The 16,033-nt window shown below is 69.0% G+C and carries 20 protein-coding genes; 9 read left to right on the plus strand and 11 right to left on the minus strand.

The genetic code is table 11. The features are described from left to right. Window positions 1-5 precede the first annotated feature (5 nt). Genes F9K34_RS05745 through F9K34_RS05755 form a run of 3 tightly spaced genes read left to right on the plus strand, consistent with a single transcriptional unit; the run spans window position 6 to window position 2,273 of the window. Entirely contained in the window at window positions 6-440 is a 435-nt protein-coding gene (locus tag F9K34_RS05745) for a PaaI family thioesterase (protein ID WP_291335952.1), read from the plus strand. Then, a complete protein-coding gene (locus F9K34_RS05750; RefSeq protein WP_291335953.1) occupies window positions 437-973 on the plus strand; it encodes a PaaI family thioesterase in 537 nt (178 codons plus the stop codon). Before F9K34_RS05745 ends, F9K34_RS05750 begins: the two co-directional genes overlap by 4 nt. Further along, window positions 954-2,273 carry an MATE family efflux transporter gene (locus F9K34_RS05755; protein WP_436405715.1) on the plus strand — a complete coding sequence of 440 codons (1,320 nt, stop codon included), beginning with the start codon at window positions 954-956 and terminating at the stop codon, window positions 2,271-2,273. Before F9K34_RS05750 ends, F9K34_RS05755 begins: the two co-directional genes overlap by 20 nt. A gap of 55 nt (window positions 2,274-2,328) precedes the next feature. On the opposite strand, the gene arsC is transcribed toward F9K34_RS05755, so the two are convergent. From arsC to F9K34_RS05770, 3 genes are read right to left on the minus strand one after another with little or no spacing between them, the layout of a single operon-like run. After that, complete coding sequence (gene arsC, locus F9K34_RS05760; RefSeq protein ID WP_366557805.1) at window positions 2,329-2,673, minus strand: arsenate reductase (glutaredoxin); 345 nt, start codon at window positions 2,671-2,673, stop codon at window positions 2,329-2,331. Then, a complete protein-coding gene (locus F9K34_RS05765) occupies window positions 2,664-3,722 on the minus strand; it encodes a quinone-dependent dihydroorotate dehydrogenase (RefSeq protein ID WP_291335955.1) in 1,059 nt (352 codons plus the stop codon). Before F9K34_RS05765 ends, arsC begins: the two co-directional genes overlap by 10 nt. Continuing rightward, entirely contained in the window at window positions 3,719-4,057 is a 339-nt protein-coding gene (locus F9K34_RS05770) for a DUF952 domain-containing protein (RefSeq protein WP_291335956.1), read from the minus strand. Before F9K34_RS05770 ends, F9K34_RS05765 begins: the two co-directional genes overlap by 4 nt. A 167-nt stretch (window positions 4,058-4,224) precedes the next feature. Between F9K34_RS05770 and F9K34_RS05775 the strand changes: the two genes are divergently transcribed. The 3 genes from F9K34_RS05775 to F9K34_RS05785 all read left to right on the plus strand — a co-directional run bounded on the left by F9K34_RS05775 (window position 4,225) and on the right by F9K34_RS05785 (window position 7,884). Then, window positions 4,225-5,754: a bifunctional metallophosphatase/5'-nucleotidase gene (locus tag F9K34_RS05775; RefSeq protein ID WP_291335957.1), complete on the plus strand. Its 1,530-nt coding sequence runs from the start codon at window positions 4,225-4,227 to the stop codon at window positions 5,752-5,754. A gap of 186 nt (window positions 5,755-5,940) precedes the next feature. Next, on the plus strand, window positions 5,941-6,147 hold the full coding sequence (locus F9K34_RS05780) for a cold-shock protein (protein WP_291335958.1): 207 nt from the start codon (window positions 5,941-5,943) through the stop codon (window positions 6,145-6,147). A 267-nt stretch (window positions 6,148-6,414) separates the two neighbouring features. Then, a complete protein-coding gene (locus tag F9K34_RS05785; protein WP_291335959.1) occupies window positions 6,415-7,884 on the plus strand; it encodes a calcium-binding protein in 1,470 nt (489 codons plus the stop codon). Window positions 7,885-7,970: 86 nt separating this feature from the next. On the opposite strand, the gene F9K34_RS05790 is transcribed toward F9K34_RS05785, so the two are convergent. Together F9K34_RS05790 and F9K34_RS05795 are read right to left on the minus strand one after the other, a co-directional pair. Beyond that, window positions 7,971-8,219 (minus strand): hypothetical protein, encoded by a 249-nt coding sequence (locus F9K34_RS05790; RefSeq protein ID WP_291335960.1) that lies wholly within the window; start codon window positions 8,217-8,219, stop codon window positions 7,971-7,973. Between the two features lie 198 nt (window positions 8,220-8,417). Beyond that, on the minus strand, window positions 8,418-8,699 hold the full coding sequence (locus tag F9K34_RS05795) for a hypothetical protein (RefSeq protein WP_291335961.1): 282 nt from the start codon (window positions 8,697-8,699) through the stop codon (window positions 8,418-8,420). 292 nt (window positions 8,700-8,991) lie between these two features. Here F9K34_RS05795 and F9K34_RS05800 point away from each other — a divergent pair, with 292 nt between their 5' ends. Then, window positions 8,992-9,318: an arsenate reductase family protein gene (locus F9K34_RS05800; protein WP_291335962.1), complete on the plus strand. Its 327-nt coding sequence runs from the start codon at window positions 8,992-8,994 to the stop codon at window positions 9,316-9,318. Window positions 9,319-9,370: 52 nt separating this feature from the next. Here the strand turns inward: F9K34_RS05800 and F9K34_RS05805 are convergent, their stop codons facing one another. The 6 genes from F9K34_RS05805 to thrS form a co-directional block, all read right to left on the minus strand. Continuing rightward, window positions 9,371-9,577 carry a cold-shock protein gene (locus tag F9K34_RS05805; RefSeq protein ID WP_291335963.1) on the minus strand — a complete coding sequence of 69 codons (207 nt, stop codon included), beginning with the start codon at window positions 9,575-9,577 and terminating at the stop codon, window positions 9,371-9,373. Between the two features lie 148 nt (window positions 9,578-9,725). Beyond that, window positions 9,726-10,286: a DoxX family protein gene (locus F9K34_RS05810; protein ID WP_291335964.1), complete on the minus strand. Its 561-nt coding sequence runs from the start codon at window positions 10,284-10,286 to the stop codon at window positions 9,726-9,728. A 5-nt stretch (window positions 10,287-10,291) separates the two neighbouring features. After that, window positions 10,292-11,029, minus strand: coding sequence for an HvfC/BufC N-terminal domain-containing protein (locus F9K34_RS05815; RefSeq protein ID WP_291335965.1), 738 nt, complete (start codon window positions 11,027-11,029; stop codon window positions 10,292-10,294). Further along, entirely contained in the window at window positions 11,026-11,880 is an 855-nt protein-coding gene (gene bufB, locus F9K34_RS05820) for an MNIO family bufferin maturase (protein ID WP_291335966.1), read from the minus strand. Before bufB ends, F9K34_RS05815 begins: the two co-directional genes overlap by 4 nt. 60 nt (window positions 11,881-11,940) lie before the next feature. Then, window positions 11,941-12,237: a BufA1 family periplasmic bufferin-type metallophore gene (locus F9K34_RS05825; RefSeq protein WP_291335967.1), complete on the minus strand. Its 297-nt coding sequence runs from the start codon at window positions 12,235-12,237 to the stop codon at window positions 11,941-11,943. A 197-nt stretch (window positions 12,238-12,434) separates the two neighbouring features. Next, complete coding sequence (gene thrS, locus F9K34_RS05830) at window positions 12,435-14,381, minus strand: threonine--tRNA ligase (protein ID WP_291335968.1); 1,947 nt, start codon at window positions 14,379-14,381, stop codon at window positions 12,435-12,437. Window positions 14,382-14,542: 161 nt separating this feature from the next. On the opposite strand from thrS, the gene F9K34_RS05835 reads away from it, so the two are divergent. Together F9K34_RS05835 and F9K34_RS05840 are read left to right on the plus strand one after the other, a co-directional pair. After that, entirely contained in the window at window positions 14,543-15,298 is a 756-nt protein-coding gene (locus tag F9K34_RS05835) for an alpha/beta hydrolase (RefSeq protein ID WP_291335969.1), read from the plus strand. Continuing rightward, the coding region (locus F9K34_RS05840; RefSeq protein ID WP_291335970.1) for an alpha/beta hydrolase at window positions 15,291-16,033 on the plus strand (743 nt) is incomplete at its 3' end. The genes F9K34_RS05835 and F9K34_RS05840, both read left to right, overlap by 8 nt.

Here is a 16,033-nt window from a genome sequence, read left to right on the forward strand (position 1 = left end):
AGCGGATGAACGAAAGGAAGCGCACCGCAGCACGGCAGTTCATCGAGGCGATCCCGCATTCGCGCGCACTCGGCATGGTGCTGGACGAGATCGGCGACGGCATGGCGGTGATCTCGATGCCCTGGGACGCGCGGCTCGTGGGCGACCCGCAGACCGGCGTCATCCACGGCGGCGCGGTTTCGGCGCTGATGGACACCTGCGGCGGGGCAGCAGTGATGAGCCACCCGACCGGCGCCGTCGGCACCGCGACGCTTGACCTCAGGATCGACTACATGCGGCCCGCGACGCCCGGCGCGCGGATCACCGCCCGGGCGGAGTGCTACCATGTCACCCGCTCGGTCGCCTTCGTGCGCGCCACGGCGCATGACGGCGACGAGGGGCGCCCCGTCGCCGCCGCGACCGGCGCCTTCACGCTGGAACGGCCGGAGGCGCGGAAATGACCCGGCGGCCGAAGCCCGAACCCGTGCAGGTGGTGAAGGAGCGCCGCGACGCGGCGCTTGCCGCGCTTGTCCATGGCGTGCCCTACATCCGGTTCCTCGGCATCGCGTTCGACCGCCGGGGCGACGAACTCACCGCGATCCTGCCCTACGACGAAAAGCACATCGGCAACCCGCTCCTGCCCGCGCTCCACGGCGGGGTGACGGCGGCCTTCCTCGAGGTGACCGCGATCATCGAACTGGCCTGGGCGCAGACCTGGGAAGAGATGGAGAGCGGCCGCCTCGACCCCCTGAGCCTCGCGCCCGGGCACCTCCCGCGGCTGCCGAAGACCATCGACCTGACGGTCGACTACCTCCGCTCCGGCCTGCCGCGTGACGCCTATGCGCGGGCGCGGATCAACCGGTCGGGCCGGCGCTATGCGAGCGTGCATGTCGAGGCCTGGCAGGACAACCGGTCGCGCCTTTTCGCCCAGGGAACGGGCCACTTCCTTATGCCCGAGCGCGGCTGGCCGCTCGATGCGGGCGGCGATGGCTGAGATCACCCATGCCCGCGTCCTGAGGATCGCGGCACCCATCGTCCTCTCGAATGCCACGGTGCCGCTGCTCGGGGCCGTCGATACCGGCGTCGTCGGCCAGATGGGGCAGGCGGCGCCGATCGGCGCGGTGGGCATGGGGGCGGTGATCCTCGCCTCGATCTACTGGATCTTCGGCTTCCTGCGGATGGGGACCTCGGGCCTTGTCGCCCAGGCGCACGGCGCCCGCGACCCGGCCGAGACCGGCGCGATCCTGATGCGGGCGCTGTTGATCGGGGGCGCGGCCGGCGCCGTCTTCATCCTCGCGCAGGCGCTTCTCTTCCGCGCCGCCTTCGCGCTCGCCCCGGCCTCGGCCGAGGTGGAGGCGCTGACCCGCACCTATCTCGCCATCCGCATCTGGGGGGCGCCGGCGACCATCGCGCTCTACGCCGTCACCGGCTGGCTCATCGCGGTGGAGCGGACGCGCGGGGTGCTGGCGCTCCAGCTCTGGATGAACGGGCTCAACATCGCGCTCGACCTCCTCTTCGTCCTCGGGCTCGGCTGGGGCGTGGCGGGGGTGGCGGTGGCGACGCTGATCGCGGAATGGACGGGGCTCCTCTTCGGTCTCTGGCTTTGCCGGGGGGCCTTCGCGGGCGGACAATGGCGTGACTGGGCACGGGTCTTCGACCGGGAACGGGTCGCGCGGATGATGCGGGTGAACGGCGACATCATGGTGCGCTCGGTCCTCCTGCAGGGGGCCTTCACCACCTTCGTCTTCTGGGGCGCGCATTTCGGCGACGTCACGCTTGCGGCCAACCAGGTGCTCCTGCAGTTCCTCGAGATCACCGCCTACGGCCTCGACGGCTTCGCCTTCGCGGCCGAGACGCTCGTCGGACAGGCGGTCGGGGCCCGGCACCCGGTCGCGGTCCGGCGCGCCTCGGTCGTGGCGAGCCAGTGGGGCGTGGCGGGCGCCGTTCTCCTCGGCGTCGGCTTTTGGATCGCCGGCCCCCTGCTCATCGACCTGATGGCGACCGAGCCGGAGGTGCGGGCGGCGGCGCGGGATTATCTGCCCTGGGTCGCGCTCGCGCCGGTGATCGGAATTGCAAGCTGGATGTTCGACGGCATCTTCATCGGCGCGACGCTGAGCCGCGAGATGCGCAACGCGATGGTCGTCTCGGTCACGATCTATCTCGTGGCGCTTCTCATGTTGCCGGGGACGCTGGGGAACCACGGGCTCTGGGCCTCGCTCATGGTACTCAACATCGCGCGCGGGGCGACGATGGCGCTGCGCTATCCGCGCGCGGAGGCCGTGGCGGGGGGCTAGCCGGCGATCCCCCGTCCGTGCGGATGCGCCCCGGGACGAACCTGCGCGGGTGGCGTCAGAAGAGGGCGAGCACGGATTCGGGCGGGCGACCGAGCGCGGCGCGGCCCGCGTGCAGCACCAGCGGACGCTCGATGAGCACGGGGTGCGCGGCTATGGCGGCGACAAGGGCGTCCCCGTCGGCGCTTGCGAGCCCGAGGTCGCGGAAGGCAGGCTCGCCCTTGCGGACAAGGTCGCGGACGGGGCGGCCAAGGGCGGCGAGGGCCGCGCGAATCTCGGTTTCGGAGGGCGGGTCCTGAAGGTAGAGCCGCACCTCGGGCGCGACGCCGCGCGCTTCGAGAAGCGCGAGTGTCGCGCGCGATTTGGAGCAGCGGGGATTGTGCCAGATCGTGGTCAGAGCCAGTCCCCCCGTCCGCTGCCGACTGCGTCCGACAGGGTCGCGAAGCCCTTCTCTTCCACCAGCACATCGAGCCCGCGGGCGATGTCGCCGACGAGCGACAGGCCGCCGTAGACCAGCGCCGAATAGAGTTGCACGGCCGAGGCGCCGGCGCGGATCTTCGCCCAGGCGTCCGCGGCCGAGGCGATCCCGCCGACGCCGATGAGCGGGATCCGGCCCTCCGTCAGGTGATGGAGCCGGGCGAGCACACGGGTCGAACGCTCGAAGAGCGGCGCGCCGGAAAGTCCGCCGGCCTCGCCGGCGTGGCGGCTCTTCAACCCGTCGCGCGCAAGTGTCGTGTTGGTGGCGATGACCGCGTCGATGCCCGAGGCGAGCGCGACCTCGGCCAATTCGGCCAGTTCGGCCTCCGCGAGGTCGGGCGCAATCTTGAGAAAGATGGGCACCTTCCAGGGCAGGGCGCCCCGCGTTTCCATCACGCCCGCGAGCAGTGCCGAAAGCGCCGCCTTGCCCTGAAGGTCGCGCAGCCGCTCGGTGTTGGGGGAGGAGACGTTGACCGTGGCGAAATCGACATGCGGCCCGGCCAGCGCGAGGACGCGGGCGAAATCGGCGGCGCGGTCGGCGGAGGTCTTGTTGGCGCCGAGGTTGAGGCCCACGGGCACCCGCCGGTCGGCCCGCGCGAGGCGTGCGGCGATCGCCTCGGCACCGTCGTTGTTGAAGCCGAAGCGGTTGATGACCGCGCGATCCTCGGGCAGGCGGAAGAGCCGGGGTTTCGGATTGCCGGGCTGCGGCAGGGGCGTGGCCGCGCCCACCTCGACAAAGCCGAAGCCGGCACGGGTGAGCGCGCCCACGGCTTCGGCGTTCTTGTCGTAGCCCGCGGCAAGGCCCACCGGGTTCGGCAGTTCCAGCCCGGCGAGGCGGGTGCGCAGGCGCGGCGAGGTGACGGGGCCGGGCAGCGGCACGAGGCCCCATGACAGCGCGCGAAGCGAGAGGCCGTGGGCCAGTTCCGGGTCGAGCCGGTGCAGCACCGCGAGGCCCGCGCGTTCGAGCGGCGTCACAGCAGCCCCTCGGGGAAGATGTGGCCGGTCGCGCCGAGCGGAAGGGATTTGTCCCAGACCACGTCGGCGAGGCGAAGGCGCCGGTAGAGATGCGGGAAAAGCGCGCCGCCCCGCGAGGGTTCCCACCTGAGCGCGGAGCCGAGCGCCGTCGGGGCGACGGCGACGAGGACGAGGTCGCTCTCCTCGGCGAAATGCCGGGCCGCCGTCTCGGCGACCTGCGCGGCGGTCGAGAAATGGATGAAGCCGTCGGCAAGGTCCACCGGCGCGCCGCCGGTTTCGCCCGCGGCGCGAAAGGCGTCCCACTCGGATCGGCGGAAGATCTTGTAGATCAGCATGGCGCCCTCATGCCTCGCGCCCGCCCCGCGGTCAATGGCCGGGGCATTTCACCCCGCTGATACCTGCGGGCGCGAGAAAGGTGAGGGCGAGGCGGCGAGGGGCTTTGACAGAAGCGCGGCCCCGCCGCAGTGTAGTGTCCTATCCGCGCCCCAGGGAGATTCAGACCATGACCATGACCATGCCCGTCCGTCGGCTCGCCGCGACGCTTCTCTCCGCGACCGCGCTTTCCCTTGCTGCGGCTCCGGTCCTTGCCGAGACGGTGAAGCTTACCCTTCTTGGCGTCGGCGACGCCTATGCCTTCGCCGAAGAGGATGGCCGCGGCGGCTTCGCCCGGCTGAACGCCGTTGCCAAGGCCGAGCGCGCGACGAATCCGAACACGCTCTATCTCTTCGACGGCGACATGCTCTCGCCCTCGCTCCTTTCCGGCTTCGACAAGGGGCAGAACACGATCGACCTGACCAACCTCGTGCCCTTCGATCTTGCCGTGCCCGGCAACCATGAATTCGACTTCGGGCCGGAGAACTTCTTCGAGAAGATGAAGGCGTCGAAGTATCCCTGGGCCGCGATCAACATCACCAATGCCGACGGCTCGCCCATCGAGGGGCTGGGCGGCGTCATGGTGAAGGAGGTCGGCGGGCTCAAGGTCGCGCTGATCCCCGTGGCGCAGGACACGACGCCCGAGGTGGCAAGTTCCGGCGACCTCAAGTTCCTGCCGACGGTGGACACGGCCGTCGCCGCCGCCAAGCAGGCCCGCGACGACGGCGCCGACATCGTCGTGGGCGTCGTGCAGACCGACATGACCAACGACCGCAAGCTCATCGCGTCCCACGCCTTCGACGTGATCCTGTCGGGGGACGACCATTCCTACGCCACGGCCTATGACGGCGTGACCGTCTATGTCGAAACCTCGATGGACGCGCGCTTCCTCTCGCCGGTCGATCTGATGGTGGAGATCGGCCAGGACGATGACGGCAAGCGCACGATTGACTGGGTGCCTGCCTTCCGCTTCATCGACACCGCCACGGTCACGCCCGACCCCGAGACGCAGGCGATGGTGGACGAGTTCCAGAAGAAGCTCGACGAGAGCCTGAACGTGGAGATCGGCACGACCGAAGTGCCGCTCGACAGCCGCAGGAACGTGGTCCGGGCCGAGGAATCGGCCATGGGCAACGTGATCGCCGACGCGATGCGCGCCGCGACCGGGGCGGACATCGGCTTTACCAACGGCGGCGGGATCCGCGCCGACCGCACCTATGACGCGGGCACCGTGCTGACGCGCCGCGACATCCTGACGGAGCTTCCCTTCGGCAACGTCACCGTGGTGACCGAGCTTCCGGGCAGCCAGATCCTCGCCGCGCTCGAAAACGGGGTGAGCCAGGTCGAGAAGGGCGCCGGCCGCTTCCCGCAGGTCTCGGGGATGAGCTTTGCCTTCGACGCCTCGGCCCCCGCGGGCAGCCGCGTCTCGGAAGTCATGGTGGGCGATCAGCCGCTCGACCCGAACAAGGTCTACAAGGTCGCGACCAACGACTACATGCTGGGCGGCGGCGACGGCTATGCGGCGCTCGGCGGCGGCAACGTGATCATCAACACGGGCAACGGCAACCTCATGGCCAATGACGTGATCGACTACATCGCCCAGTCCGGCAAGGTCACGACCGGGGTCGAGGGCCGGATCAAGAAGCTCGGCGCGAACTGACACGGCGGGCCCGGTGCGGGAAGCTTCCGCGCCGGGCCTTGTGACGAGGGGGCTTTTCCGCTATATGCAGAGCCGCGACGTTACCTCTTTCGACCACTGTCTCCGTCTTCGGCCTCAGTTTATCGATAGGACTGACTGCGCCGGGCCGCCGCATTCCGTGGGCGGCAGATGATAGGAGACATCACGATGGCTACGGGCTCCGTGAAGTGGTTCAACGCGACGAAGGGTTTCGGCTTCATCGCTCCCGATGGCGGCAAGAAGGACGTGTTCGTCCACATCTCCGCTGTCGAGCGCGCCGGTATCCGCGAACTGAAGGACGGCCAGAAGGTCACCTTCGACATCGAAGCCGGCCGCGACGGCCGTGAATCGGCGACGAACCTCGCGCTCGCCTGAGGCGGGACGGACGACATTATCGGGAAGGGCGGGGCGTAAGCCCCGCCCTTTTCGTTGGCGCGTCCGCGAGCGCCCGGTTTTCGTCCGGCGCATGGCATACGTCGCGACGGGCGCGCGCAGGGCTCGGTCTTCCGCAGGACTTGCACATCGAACGGCGCCCGCAACAACCGATTGATGAGTCGGCGTGGCCGATATATCGTGCCAGTAGAATTCGCGCGGACAGATTTCGTATATCGACTTGCGACTTGTGCAAATATGGAGGGTGGCATGTCCGCACTGCCGAAACCGGTATCCCCGGCACTCGCACCGATCTTCGGAACTCCTGGGAACGACACTCTGGCGGCGACGGCGGAAGGCCAGGCCCTCTTCGGGCGGGCAGGCCATGATGCGCTTTCAAGCCTTTACAACGACACCGCGCTTCATGGGGGGGCGGGGCATGACGCCCTATCGATCCTGCTCGACCTGACCATCTGGGAATGGGTGCCGGTCTACGAAGTCGCGGCCTCCGCCTTCGGTGGAGCCGGGGAGGACACGATCTCAATCGACATCATGGTCTACACGGACGTCGCGCCGGCCGACTTCTCGATCTTCGTCGACGGCGGGGCCGGGTCCGACCAGATCGACGTCTCCACCGTTTCCGATGCCTTCGGTGACAGCGTGGTGACGAGCACGATCCGCGGCGGCAGCGGGAACGACCGGATATCCGCGCTGGCGATCGGCGGCAATTTCTTCGGCAACTTCAGCACCGCGATCAACGAGATCTGGGGCGGCGCCGGTGACGATCACGTCACGGCGACGGCGGTCGTCTACTCGAACATGAGCCTGCTGGCGAGCAACTATCTGGACGGAGGTGCGGGCAACGACTACCTGTTCGCCAGCATATACGCCGACTCCAACGTTGCTGCGCCGCAGGGCCACAACGTCCTGATCGGCGGGGCCGGCAACGACACGCTCATCTCCGACAATTCCGCGTCCCTGGATGGCGAGAACGGCAGCAGCACAATGACCTCGGAACTGAGCGGCGGCAGCGGCAACGACAGCCTCGTCTCGACGATCTTCGCGTTTGCCGAGGACACGGCTGTCGGGATCAACGAACTCGCCGGCGGTTCGGGCAACGACGAGTTGACGGCCAGCATCGTGGCGGGCACGCTGTTTTCGTTTGTCGGCGCAAGCGCGAGCAACACGCTGTCGGGTGGTGCCGGAAATGACATCCTGTCCGCCTATGCCAACGCAGACTACCACGAGCCCTACTACGACGACCCGGAATACTACGGAACTGCGCACAACTTCCTCGACGGCGGCCACGGGAACGACGTCCTGATGGCCACGATCGAAACGGGCACCTACGGCGAAAGCGAACTCTACGGCGGCGGTGGTAACGACACGCTGACCGTGGTCGGCGGCGTCGACAATATCCTCGACGGCGGGGCCGGCCGCGACACGCTCACCGGAAGCGACGGCACCGACCTGATCCGCGGCGGCATCGGGGCCGACTGGCTCACCGGCGGCGCCGGAGCCGACCAGTTCATCTTCGCCACCGGCGACGGCGGCGACCGGCTCCTCGATTTCGAGGATGGTCTCGACCTCATCCGCATCGCCGCCGGGGCGGCGGGGTTCTCGGCGGTGACGGTCATCGACCATGGCCTCGACACGCTCGTGAGGTTCGCCAATGTCGCGGTGATCCTCGAAGGCGTGGACGCTGCGCTGATCGACGCGGGGGATTTCCTGTTCGGTTGAGTACGTCCCGTCCGGCAAGGGCACGTCGGGCGCCTTCCGCTTGGACTGCGACCGCGGGGCGACGCCGCCGGACCGCCGCTCCGGGCCTATTCCGCGGCGTGCTGCATTCTGTCCGTCACGCCGATTCCGAGGACGTAGGAGTCCGCGCCCGCACGGGCGAGGAGGTCGGCAAGCGTCGGCGGGCGCTCGAACAGCAGTTCTTCCATGTTCGTGCCGTCGCGGGTGACAAGAACCGCGATCCGTCCCCCGCCCGGCCAAGTGGCCGCTGTCTGCCGCTCTGCGGACGTTCCGGCGCGGGCGCGCACAAGCCCGATGAAATCCGTCGCCCCGACCATGTCCAAACCCCGCACCGACCGAATCACGAGCGCCCCGGGGGCGCCTGTCGCAACCGTCCCGCCTCGCGCGAATTGTGGCAAGTTTGTGGTGAAAGCGGCCGCCTTTGCGGGGGGCTGGCGGAACAATGCCCCGCCCGCCCTGTCATTGTCCTGCCGTCAAGCGACGACTATGGCCAGAGTTGGGCGCCCGCCCAGGCGTCATTCGGCCGCGAGCGCGAGCCGGATCCGTTCGCGCAGCGGCCGGCGCTTCATCGCGACGGAGACGACGTAGCAGTCCGGCCCGAGCTGCGCGACAAGCTGGCCTAGTGTCGGCGTCTGGTCGAAAAAGACCTCACGCGTCGTCTTTCCGTCGCTCGTCACGGTGACGCAGCACCGCGATATCCACGCCAGAGCGCGCCGCCGTCCCGCGCGCGCCTTGTCGCTCAGCCGGCGTCCGACCTCGGTTGACAGCCGGTCGACCAGTTCCTCGTTCACGGTCATATGCCCCCCTTGCGCGACCTGTGAGGGCAGGGCGCGCGGCCATGATTCGTTGTCGGTAAGGATCCCCGAAGGGAGAACTCGAAAGCAATGAGTTGGTGCTAAATCGCAACACCGGCGGGGTCAAGAAACCCCGAGCGCGTGCCCCGGGGGCCAATCGGAATTTCGCCGACGATGGACGGATTCCCGCCTATGTGGCCAAAACAAGGCAGGTCCCGCGGCGGGATTCCGCCGAGGTTGCAGCCGGGCCGACTGCGGCGGTACCAAGGAGCGGCATCGCAGGGGCGCGGCCGGGATGATCGTCTATGGAATCGCCAGCTGCGATACCTGCCGCAAGGCCCGCGCGGCGCTGGCGGCGGCGGGACATGACGTCACCTTCCGCGACATTCGGGCCGAGCCGCTTGCAAAGGGAGAGCGGGAGGAATTCGTGGCCGCGTTCGGGGACGCGATCCTCAACCGGGCCTCGGCGACCTGGCGGGGCCTCGCGGCGGAGGAGCGGTCGCGGCCGGCCGGGGAGCTGCTTGCCGCCCATCCCACCCTGATGAAGCGGCCGGTGATCCGCGCCGGGGATGCGCTCCATCTCGGCTGGGGTCTGGCGACGCAGAGGGCATTGCTGACATGACAAGCCCCGCCCGGGCGAACGGGCGGGGCGAAAGGATCGAGGTCCGCGAGGCTCAGAGAAGCTTGAGGTCGGACGCCGACGCCCGCCCATCCCGACCGGACTGCATCTCGTAGGCAACCTTCTGGTTGTCCGAGAGCGTCTTCAGCCCCGCCCGTTCGACCGCGGAGATGTGCACGAACACATCCTTGCCGCCGTCGTCGGGCGCGATGAAACCGTAGCCCTTCGTCGTGTTGAACCATTTCACGGTGCCCGTGGCCATCCGTTTACTCCCTTTCAGATCTCCCCAAGGCGACATTGCCCGGGGCCGTGCAGCCAGGTCTTTCGGTTCTTCCGGCTGCCCCGAGGAAGGGAGCGGTAGGAAAGTCTGCGTTCACGCCACCGAAATGATGCGTCATTCCGGGCAAAAATCAAGGATTTTGCGGAAACGATGTGCCGGGGCGGCGGGCGAGGAACCGGTCCACGGATAGCGGCCCGCCGCCGAGAACGGCGAGACTGGCGAGGAGGAAAACCCAGAGCGTCCTCTGGTCGAGCACGAGCGCCCCGGACGTCGCATCGAACCAGCGGCCGAGAACGTCGCCGCCGACACCGTGGCCGAGGACGTCGGTGAGACTCTGGACGACGACGAAACCGATCATGCCGAGCGCGGCGAGGCGGGTAAAGAGACCGATGACGATGAGCAGCGGCAGGAGAAACTCGGCCAGCGTGCCGGCGGTCACAACGGCCCAGTGAAAGAGCCCGAGCTGCGAGGAATCGTAGCCCGCGGCCTCGAAGGCCCTGGGAAAGATCTGGATATAGGCGCCGTCGCCGGGCCTGAGGATACCGAGCGGCCCGGGGCCAATCTTGGTCAGCGCCGAGGACCAGAAATAGACGAGCAGCACGGCGGCGAAGGTGGCCCGGGCGAGGGGCGGCAGGAGCGCGGGCGCAAGCCGGGAAAGCCCGCCGGCGAGGCGGTCGTAGAGCGCGAGCATGGACGTCAGTCTCCGGTCGAGAGGCCGGTGATGGCGTTGCCGCCGATCAGCAGGCCGAGCGTGGCGGTGAGGTCGAAGGCGGGGGCGGCCTCGAGCGCCTCGGCGACCGTCCTGCCGGCGAGAAGGGCCGCGACGAAGGGTGCGGCACCGATCGGAAGCAGCAGGGGCTCGGCGTCGAACTGCGGGCGCAGGATCAGCACGTCCTGCGCGTCAGCCGCGGTCGGCACGGGGGTGCCGCGCATGTTGGCGGACCAGATCGCATGGACCGGCCAGCGCGACGCGACGAGCCGGACGGCGGGAGCGAGGGTGAACCGCGCGGCGAGGACCGCCTCGGGCGCAAGGTCCTGGAGCGCGCCGGGGGGAAGGGCGGCGGCATCGGCGGCGTGGTAGCTTTCGCGCAGGGCCAGTTCCAGCCGGGCGACGTCCGCGAGATAGGGCAGTTGTCCGACCGGCGGGAACGTCTCGAGGAAGGCCGGCATCGCGCGGCCGTAGAACATCAGGACCGGCGAGGTCGGCGGATGGGCGCGCAGATGTTCGCGCGCCATGGCCGTGAAGAACTCGTCGCCGACGAGCTTGCGGACGACCGGGAAGGCCTGGCGAAGCGCCTCGGTGAGCGAGACGGTGACGTTGTTGCGATAGACGTCGAAGCGGCGCCCGGCGGGGCGGCCGTCGGGGTCCGTCAGGCCCGCAGGCGCCGGCCGGCCGGGGTCGAGGAGGGCGGCGCGAAACTCTGCCTGGCTCATGCCGTCACCCGATCGAGGATGCGGGCCGCGCGGGTCGCCTCGGCGGCGAGGACCGGCCAGTCGGGCACGTCGTTGTCCCATTCGATGAGCGTGGGCCGGGGGCCGGCCCTGCGGATCGTCCGCGCGTAGAGCTGCCAGACGGGATCGGTCACTTCCGAACCATGCGCGTCGATCAGCAGCGGCGCGCCGGTGTCGTCGCGGTCCTCGTCATGCCCGCCGAGGTGGATCTCGCCGACGAGGTCATGGGGGAAGCGGTCGATGTAATCTTCGGGGTCGGTCCTGCGGTTGGTGCAGGAGACGAAGACGTTGTTGACGTCGAGGAGCAGGCCGCAGCCGGTGCGTTTCACGACCTCGGTCAGGAAGTCGATCTCGTCGAGGTTGGTCTCGGTGAAGTCCAGATATACCGAGGGATTCTCGAGAAGCATCCGGCGGCCGACATGGTCCTGCACCTGGTCGATGTGGTCGGCGACGCGCGCCAGCGTCGCCTCGGTGTAGGGCAGGGGCAGGAGGTCGTTGAGGAAGGCCGCGTCATGGGTGGACCAGGCGAGGTGCTCGGAGAAGCTCGCCGGGTTCAGCCAGCCGCAAAGGCGGTGGAGCCGGGCGAGATGGTCGCGGTCCAGGGGGCCCTCGCCGCCGATGGAAAGGCCGACGCCATGCACCGAGAGCGGGAAGCGTTCGGCCAGGGCGCGAAGCTGGGCGAGCGGGCGGCCGCCCTCGCCCATGTAGTTTTCTGCGTGGATTTCGAGCCAGGCGACGGGGGCAGCGTCGGCAAGGATGTTCGAAAAATGCTGCGGCTTGTAGCCGACGCCCGGGCGGGCGGGAAGCCTGTCCATCGCGGTCCGGTCGAGCATCACGTCCCCCGTTACGGCTTGATGGCCTTCCCGGCGGGGCCGGGAAGACCGCGTGTCGGTTCAGCCCTGCGGCAGGTCGCGGTCGAGCGCCTCGAGCGAGCCCATCCGGCCGTCGGGGAGTTCCATCGTGGTGCAGGTGCCGGCGGGGACGAGTTTCCACGAATTGCCCTGGTAGTCCACCTTCGAGGTGCCGGCGCAGGTCGTGCCGGGGCCGGCGGCGCAGTCGTTCTGGCCGGCGAGCGCCACGCCGAAGCACTTCTCCTTGGCTTCCTGTGCCGCGGCCGGCGCCGCGAAATGGGCCGCGAGCGCGGTCGCGAGCGAGGTGGCGACGGCGAGCGTCTTCATGGAATGCGACATGACTGGTTCCCTTGCTTGGTTTCGAGCGTCGTTGGATCGACAGTGCCAAGCTAGCGGGCGCCGCTTGTCACGATCCACTCACGAACCTGTGGCCCACGGCGCCGTGAAACACTGAAACCCCGGGACCCGGTTCGGGCCGCGGACAGGCCGGCCGGGTGCTGCACCGCGGCGGTGCCCGAAAAGGCCGCCAGACAAGGCTATCTGAGGTCCGGCGGCGTCGCTTCGGCCGCGAATGCTGCGACTGCATCGGCAAGCGCCTGGGTTTCGGTTTGTGTCTCGCCGAGCCGCCGGATTGAAACACTCCGCTCCTCCACCTCCTTCATCCCGACGGCGAGGATCACGGGGACTTTTCCGACCGAATGTTCACGGACCTTGTAGTTGATCTTCTCGTTCCGCGTGTCGGCCTCGGCCCTGAGCCCGGCGGCGGTCAGTTTCGCCGTGACCTCGTTCACGTAGTCGTCGGCATCCGAGACGATCGAGGCGACGACGATCTGCCGGGGGGCGAGCCAGAAGGGCATCCGGCCGGCGTAGTTCTCGATCAGGATGCCGATGAAGCGCTCGAAAGACCCGAGGATCGCGCGATGGAGCATCACCGGGCGGTGCTTGGCCCCGTCCTCGCCGACATATTCCGCGCCGAGCCGGACGGGCAGGTTGAAGTCGGCCTGGAAGGTGCCGCACTGCCATTCCCGCCCGATCGCGTCGGTCAGCTTGAAGTCGAGCTTCGGTCCGTAGAAGGCGCCTTCGCCGGGGTCGATCTCGAAATCGTTGGTGACCTTGCGCACGGCGTTTTCAAGCGCGGCCTCGGCCTTGTCCCAGACCGCATCCGAGCCTACCCGCACCTCGGGCCGGGTCGAGAGCTTCACGTCGAACTTGGCGAAGCCGAGATCGCGGTAGATCGACGACAGAAGCCCGATGAAATTGGCGCATTCCGCCTCGATCTGGTCCTCGGTGCAGAAGATATGGGCGTCGTCCTGGGTGAAGCCCCTGACCCGCATCAGGCCGTGCATCGAGCCCGAGCTTTCGTAGCGGTGGCACGATCCGAACTCGGCCAGACGCAGCGGCAGGTCGCGGTAGGACTTGAGGCCCTGGTTGTAGACCTGCACATGGCAGGGGCAGTTCATCGGTTTCAGCGCGTTGATGCGCTTTTCCTTCGCGCCTTCCTCATCCACCTCGACGATGAACATGTTCTCGCGGTAGGCCTCCCAATGGCCCGACTTCTCCCAGAGGATGCGGTCCACGACTTGCGGGGTCTTGATCTCCTTGTACCCGGCGCGGCGCAGACGGCGGCGCATGTAGTCCTCGAGCGTGCGGTAGATCGTCCAGCCGTTCGGGTGCCAGAAGACCATGCCCGGCGCTTCTTCCTGCAGGTGGAAAAGCTCCATCTCGCGCCCCAACTTGCGGTGGTCGCGCTTCGCGGCTTCCTCCAGCATCGTCAGATAGGCCTTGAGGTCCTCGCGGTTCCTGAAGGCGACGCCGTAGATGCGCTGCAACTGCTTGTTGCGGTGGTCGCCCCGCCAGTAGGCGCCGGCGACGGACATCAGCTTGAAGGCATCGGCGGGAAGCTGGCCGGTATGCTGGAGATGGGGCCCCCGGCAGAGATCCTGCCAATGGCCGTGCCAGTACATCCGCAGGGGCTCGTCGCCGGGGATCGCCTCGATCAGCTCGACCTTGAAGGGCTCGTGCTTGCGGAGGTAGTGGTCGATGGCGCGGGCGCGGTCCCAGACCTCGGTGCGGACCGGGTCGCGCTCGTTGATGATCGCCTTCATCTCCTTCTCGATCGCGCCGAGATCCTCGGGCGTGAAGGGCTCGTCGCGATCGAAGTCGTAGTACCAGCCATTCTCCACCACCGGGCCGATGGTGACCTTGACCTCGGGCCAGAGCTTCTGCACGGCGCGGGCCATGACATGGGCGAAGTCGTGGCGGATGAGTTCGAGCGCCTGCGCCTCGTCCTTCATCGTGTGGATGGCGATCTGCGCGTCTGCCTCGATCGGCCACTGGAGATCCCAGTGCTTGCCATCGACCGAGGCCGAGATCGCCGCCTTGCCAAGCGACGGCGCGATGGATTGCGCCACGTCGGCGGCGGTCACGCCCTTGGCGTAGTCGCGGCTGTTGCCATCGGGGAATGTCAGGGAAATCTGGGTCATGGCCCATGCTCCTCGTCGGTCTGGCGCCCACGGAACGCCCGGTTGCGGGTATGTCGCGCCTTCTTCGGGGATCGCGCGGCGGAAGTCAACGGCCGGCGCCGGGGGTTCCACCCCCGGACCCCCGGAGGTATTTGTGGCAAGATGAAAGGGACGGTGAGCGCATGAGCGACTATCTGGTGACACCCGAAGGGCGGCGGATCGCCCATGACCGGCTGGAGGGCGCGGGGCCGGGCGTGGTGTTCCTCGGCGGTTTCCGGTCGGACAAGGAAGGCACCAAGGCGCTGGCGCTGGAAGCCTGGGCGCGGCGCCAGGGCCGCGCCTTCCTCCGGTTCGACTATTCGGGGCACGGGGCGTCCTCGGGCGATTTCCTCGCGGGCGCCATCGGCGACTGGTTCGAGGATGCGCGGGCGGCGATCCTGGCCCTGACCGTGGGGCCGCAGGTGCTGGTGGGCTCCTCGATGGGGGGATGGATCTCGCTCCTGATGGCGCGGGAGCATCCCGGCAAGGTGGCCGGCCTCGTCACCGTCGCCGCCGCGCCGGATTTCACGGAGGACATGTGGGCCCGGTTCACCGCGCAGGAGCGGCGCGCGCTCATGGCGGCGGGGCGCGTGGCGCAGCCCTCGGACTACTCGGACGAGCCCTACGTCATCACGCGGCGGCTGATCGAGGAGGGGCGGCGCCGGCTGGTGCTGACCGCGCCGCTTTCCCTGCCGATGCCGGTCAGGATGCTGCAGGGCACGGCGGACACCGACGTGAGCGTCGAGGTGGCGCTCAGGCTGCTTCACCATGCCGACGGGCCGGACATCCGTCTGACACTGGTGCGGGGCGCCGATCACCGGTTCTCGACGCCGGAGTGCCTGCGGCTGATCGAGGCCGCCGTGGCCGAGGTCCTTCAGCGGGCCCCGGGCGATGCCTAGGCGCCGGCGGATTCTCGGCGGGCTTGCACTCGTCCTCGTCGCGGCCGTCGCGCTTCTCTTTGCCTTCGGGCCGCGCGAACCGCTCGACCTCACGCCCGATTTCGACGCCGCGCTGCTGCCGGCCGATCTCGATGCCTATCTCGCGGCGCGCGAGGCCACCGTGGGCGGCATCGTGCCGGGCGCGGAGAAACGCATCCTCTGGGCCGGGCCGCCCGGGGTGCGGACCGACTGGGCGGTGGTCTATCTGCACGGATTCTCAGCCACCTCGGAGGAGATCAGGCCGGTTCCGGACCGCGTGGCGGCGGGGCTGGGCGCGAATCTCCACTTCACGCGCTTCGCCGGACATGGCCTCGGGCCCAGGCGCTTCGCCGGGCCGAGCGTGAACGACTGGATGATCGACGTCGCCGAGGCGCTGGCGATCGGCCGGCGGATCGGCCGGCGGGTCCTGGTGATCGCGACCTCGACCGGCGGGACGCTCGCGGCCGAGGCGGCGCTGCAACCGGACCTCGCGGCCAGGATGGACGCCATCGTCTTCGTCTCGCCCAATTTCGGCGTCCGCAACCCGGCGGCGGCGCTCCTCACCTGGCCCTTCGCGCGGGCCTGGGTGGGCGCGGTCGCGGGGCGGGAACGCTGCTTTCCGACGGTGAGCGCCGCCCATGCGCGCTTCTGGACGGCCTGCTATCCGACCGAGGCGCTGCTGCCCATGGCGGCGGTCGCGCGGCATGCCGCCGCGGC

The sequence above is a fragment of the Albidovulum sp. genome (assembly GCF_008933605.1).
Lineage (GTDB): Bacteria > Pseudomonadota > Alphaproteobacteria > Rhodobacterales > Rhodobacteraceae > Albidovulum.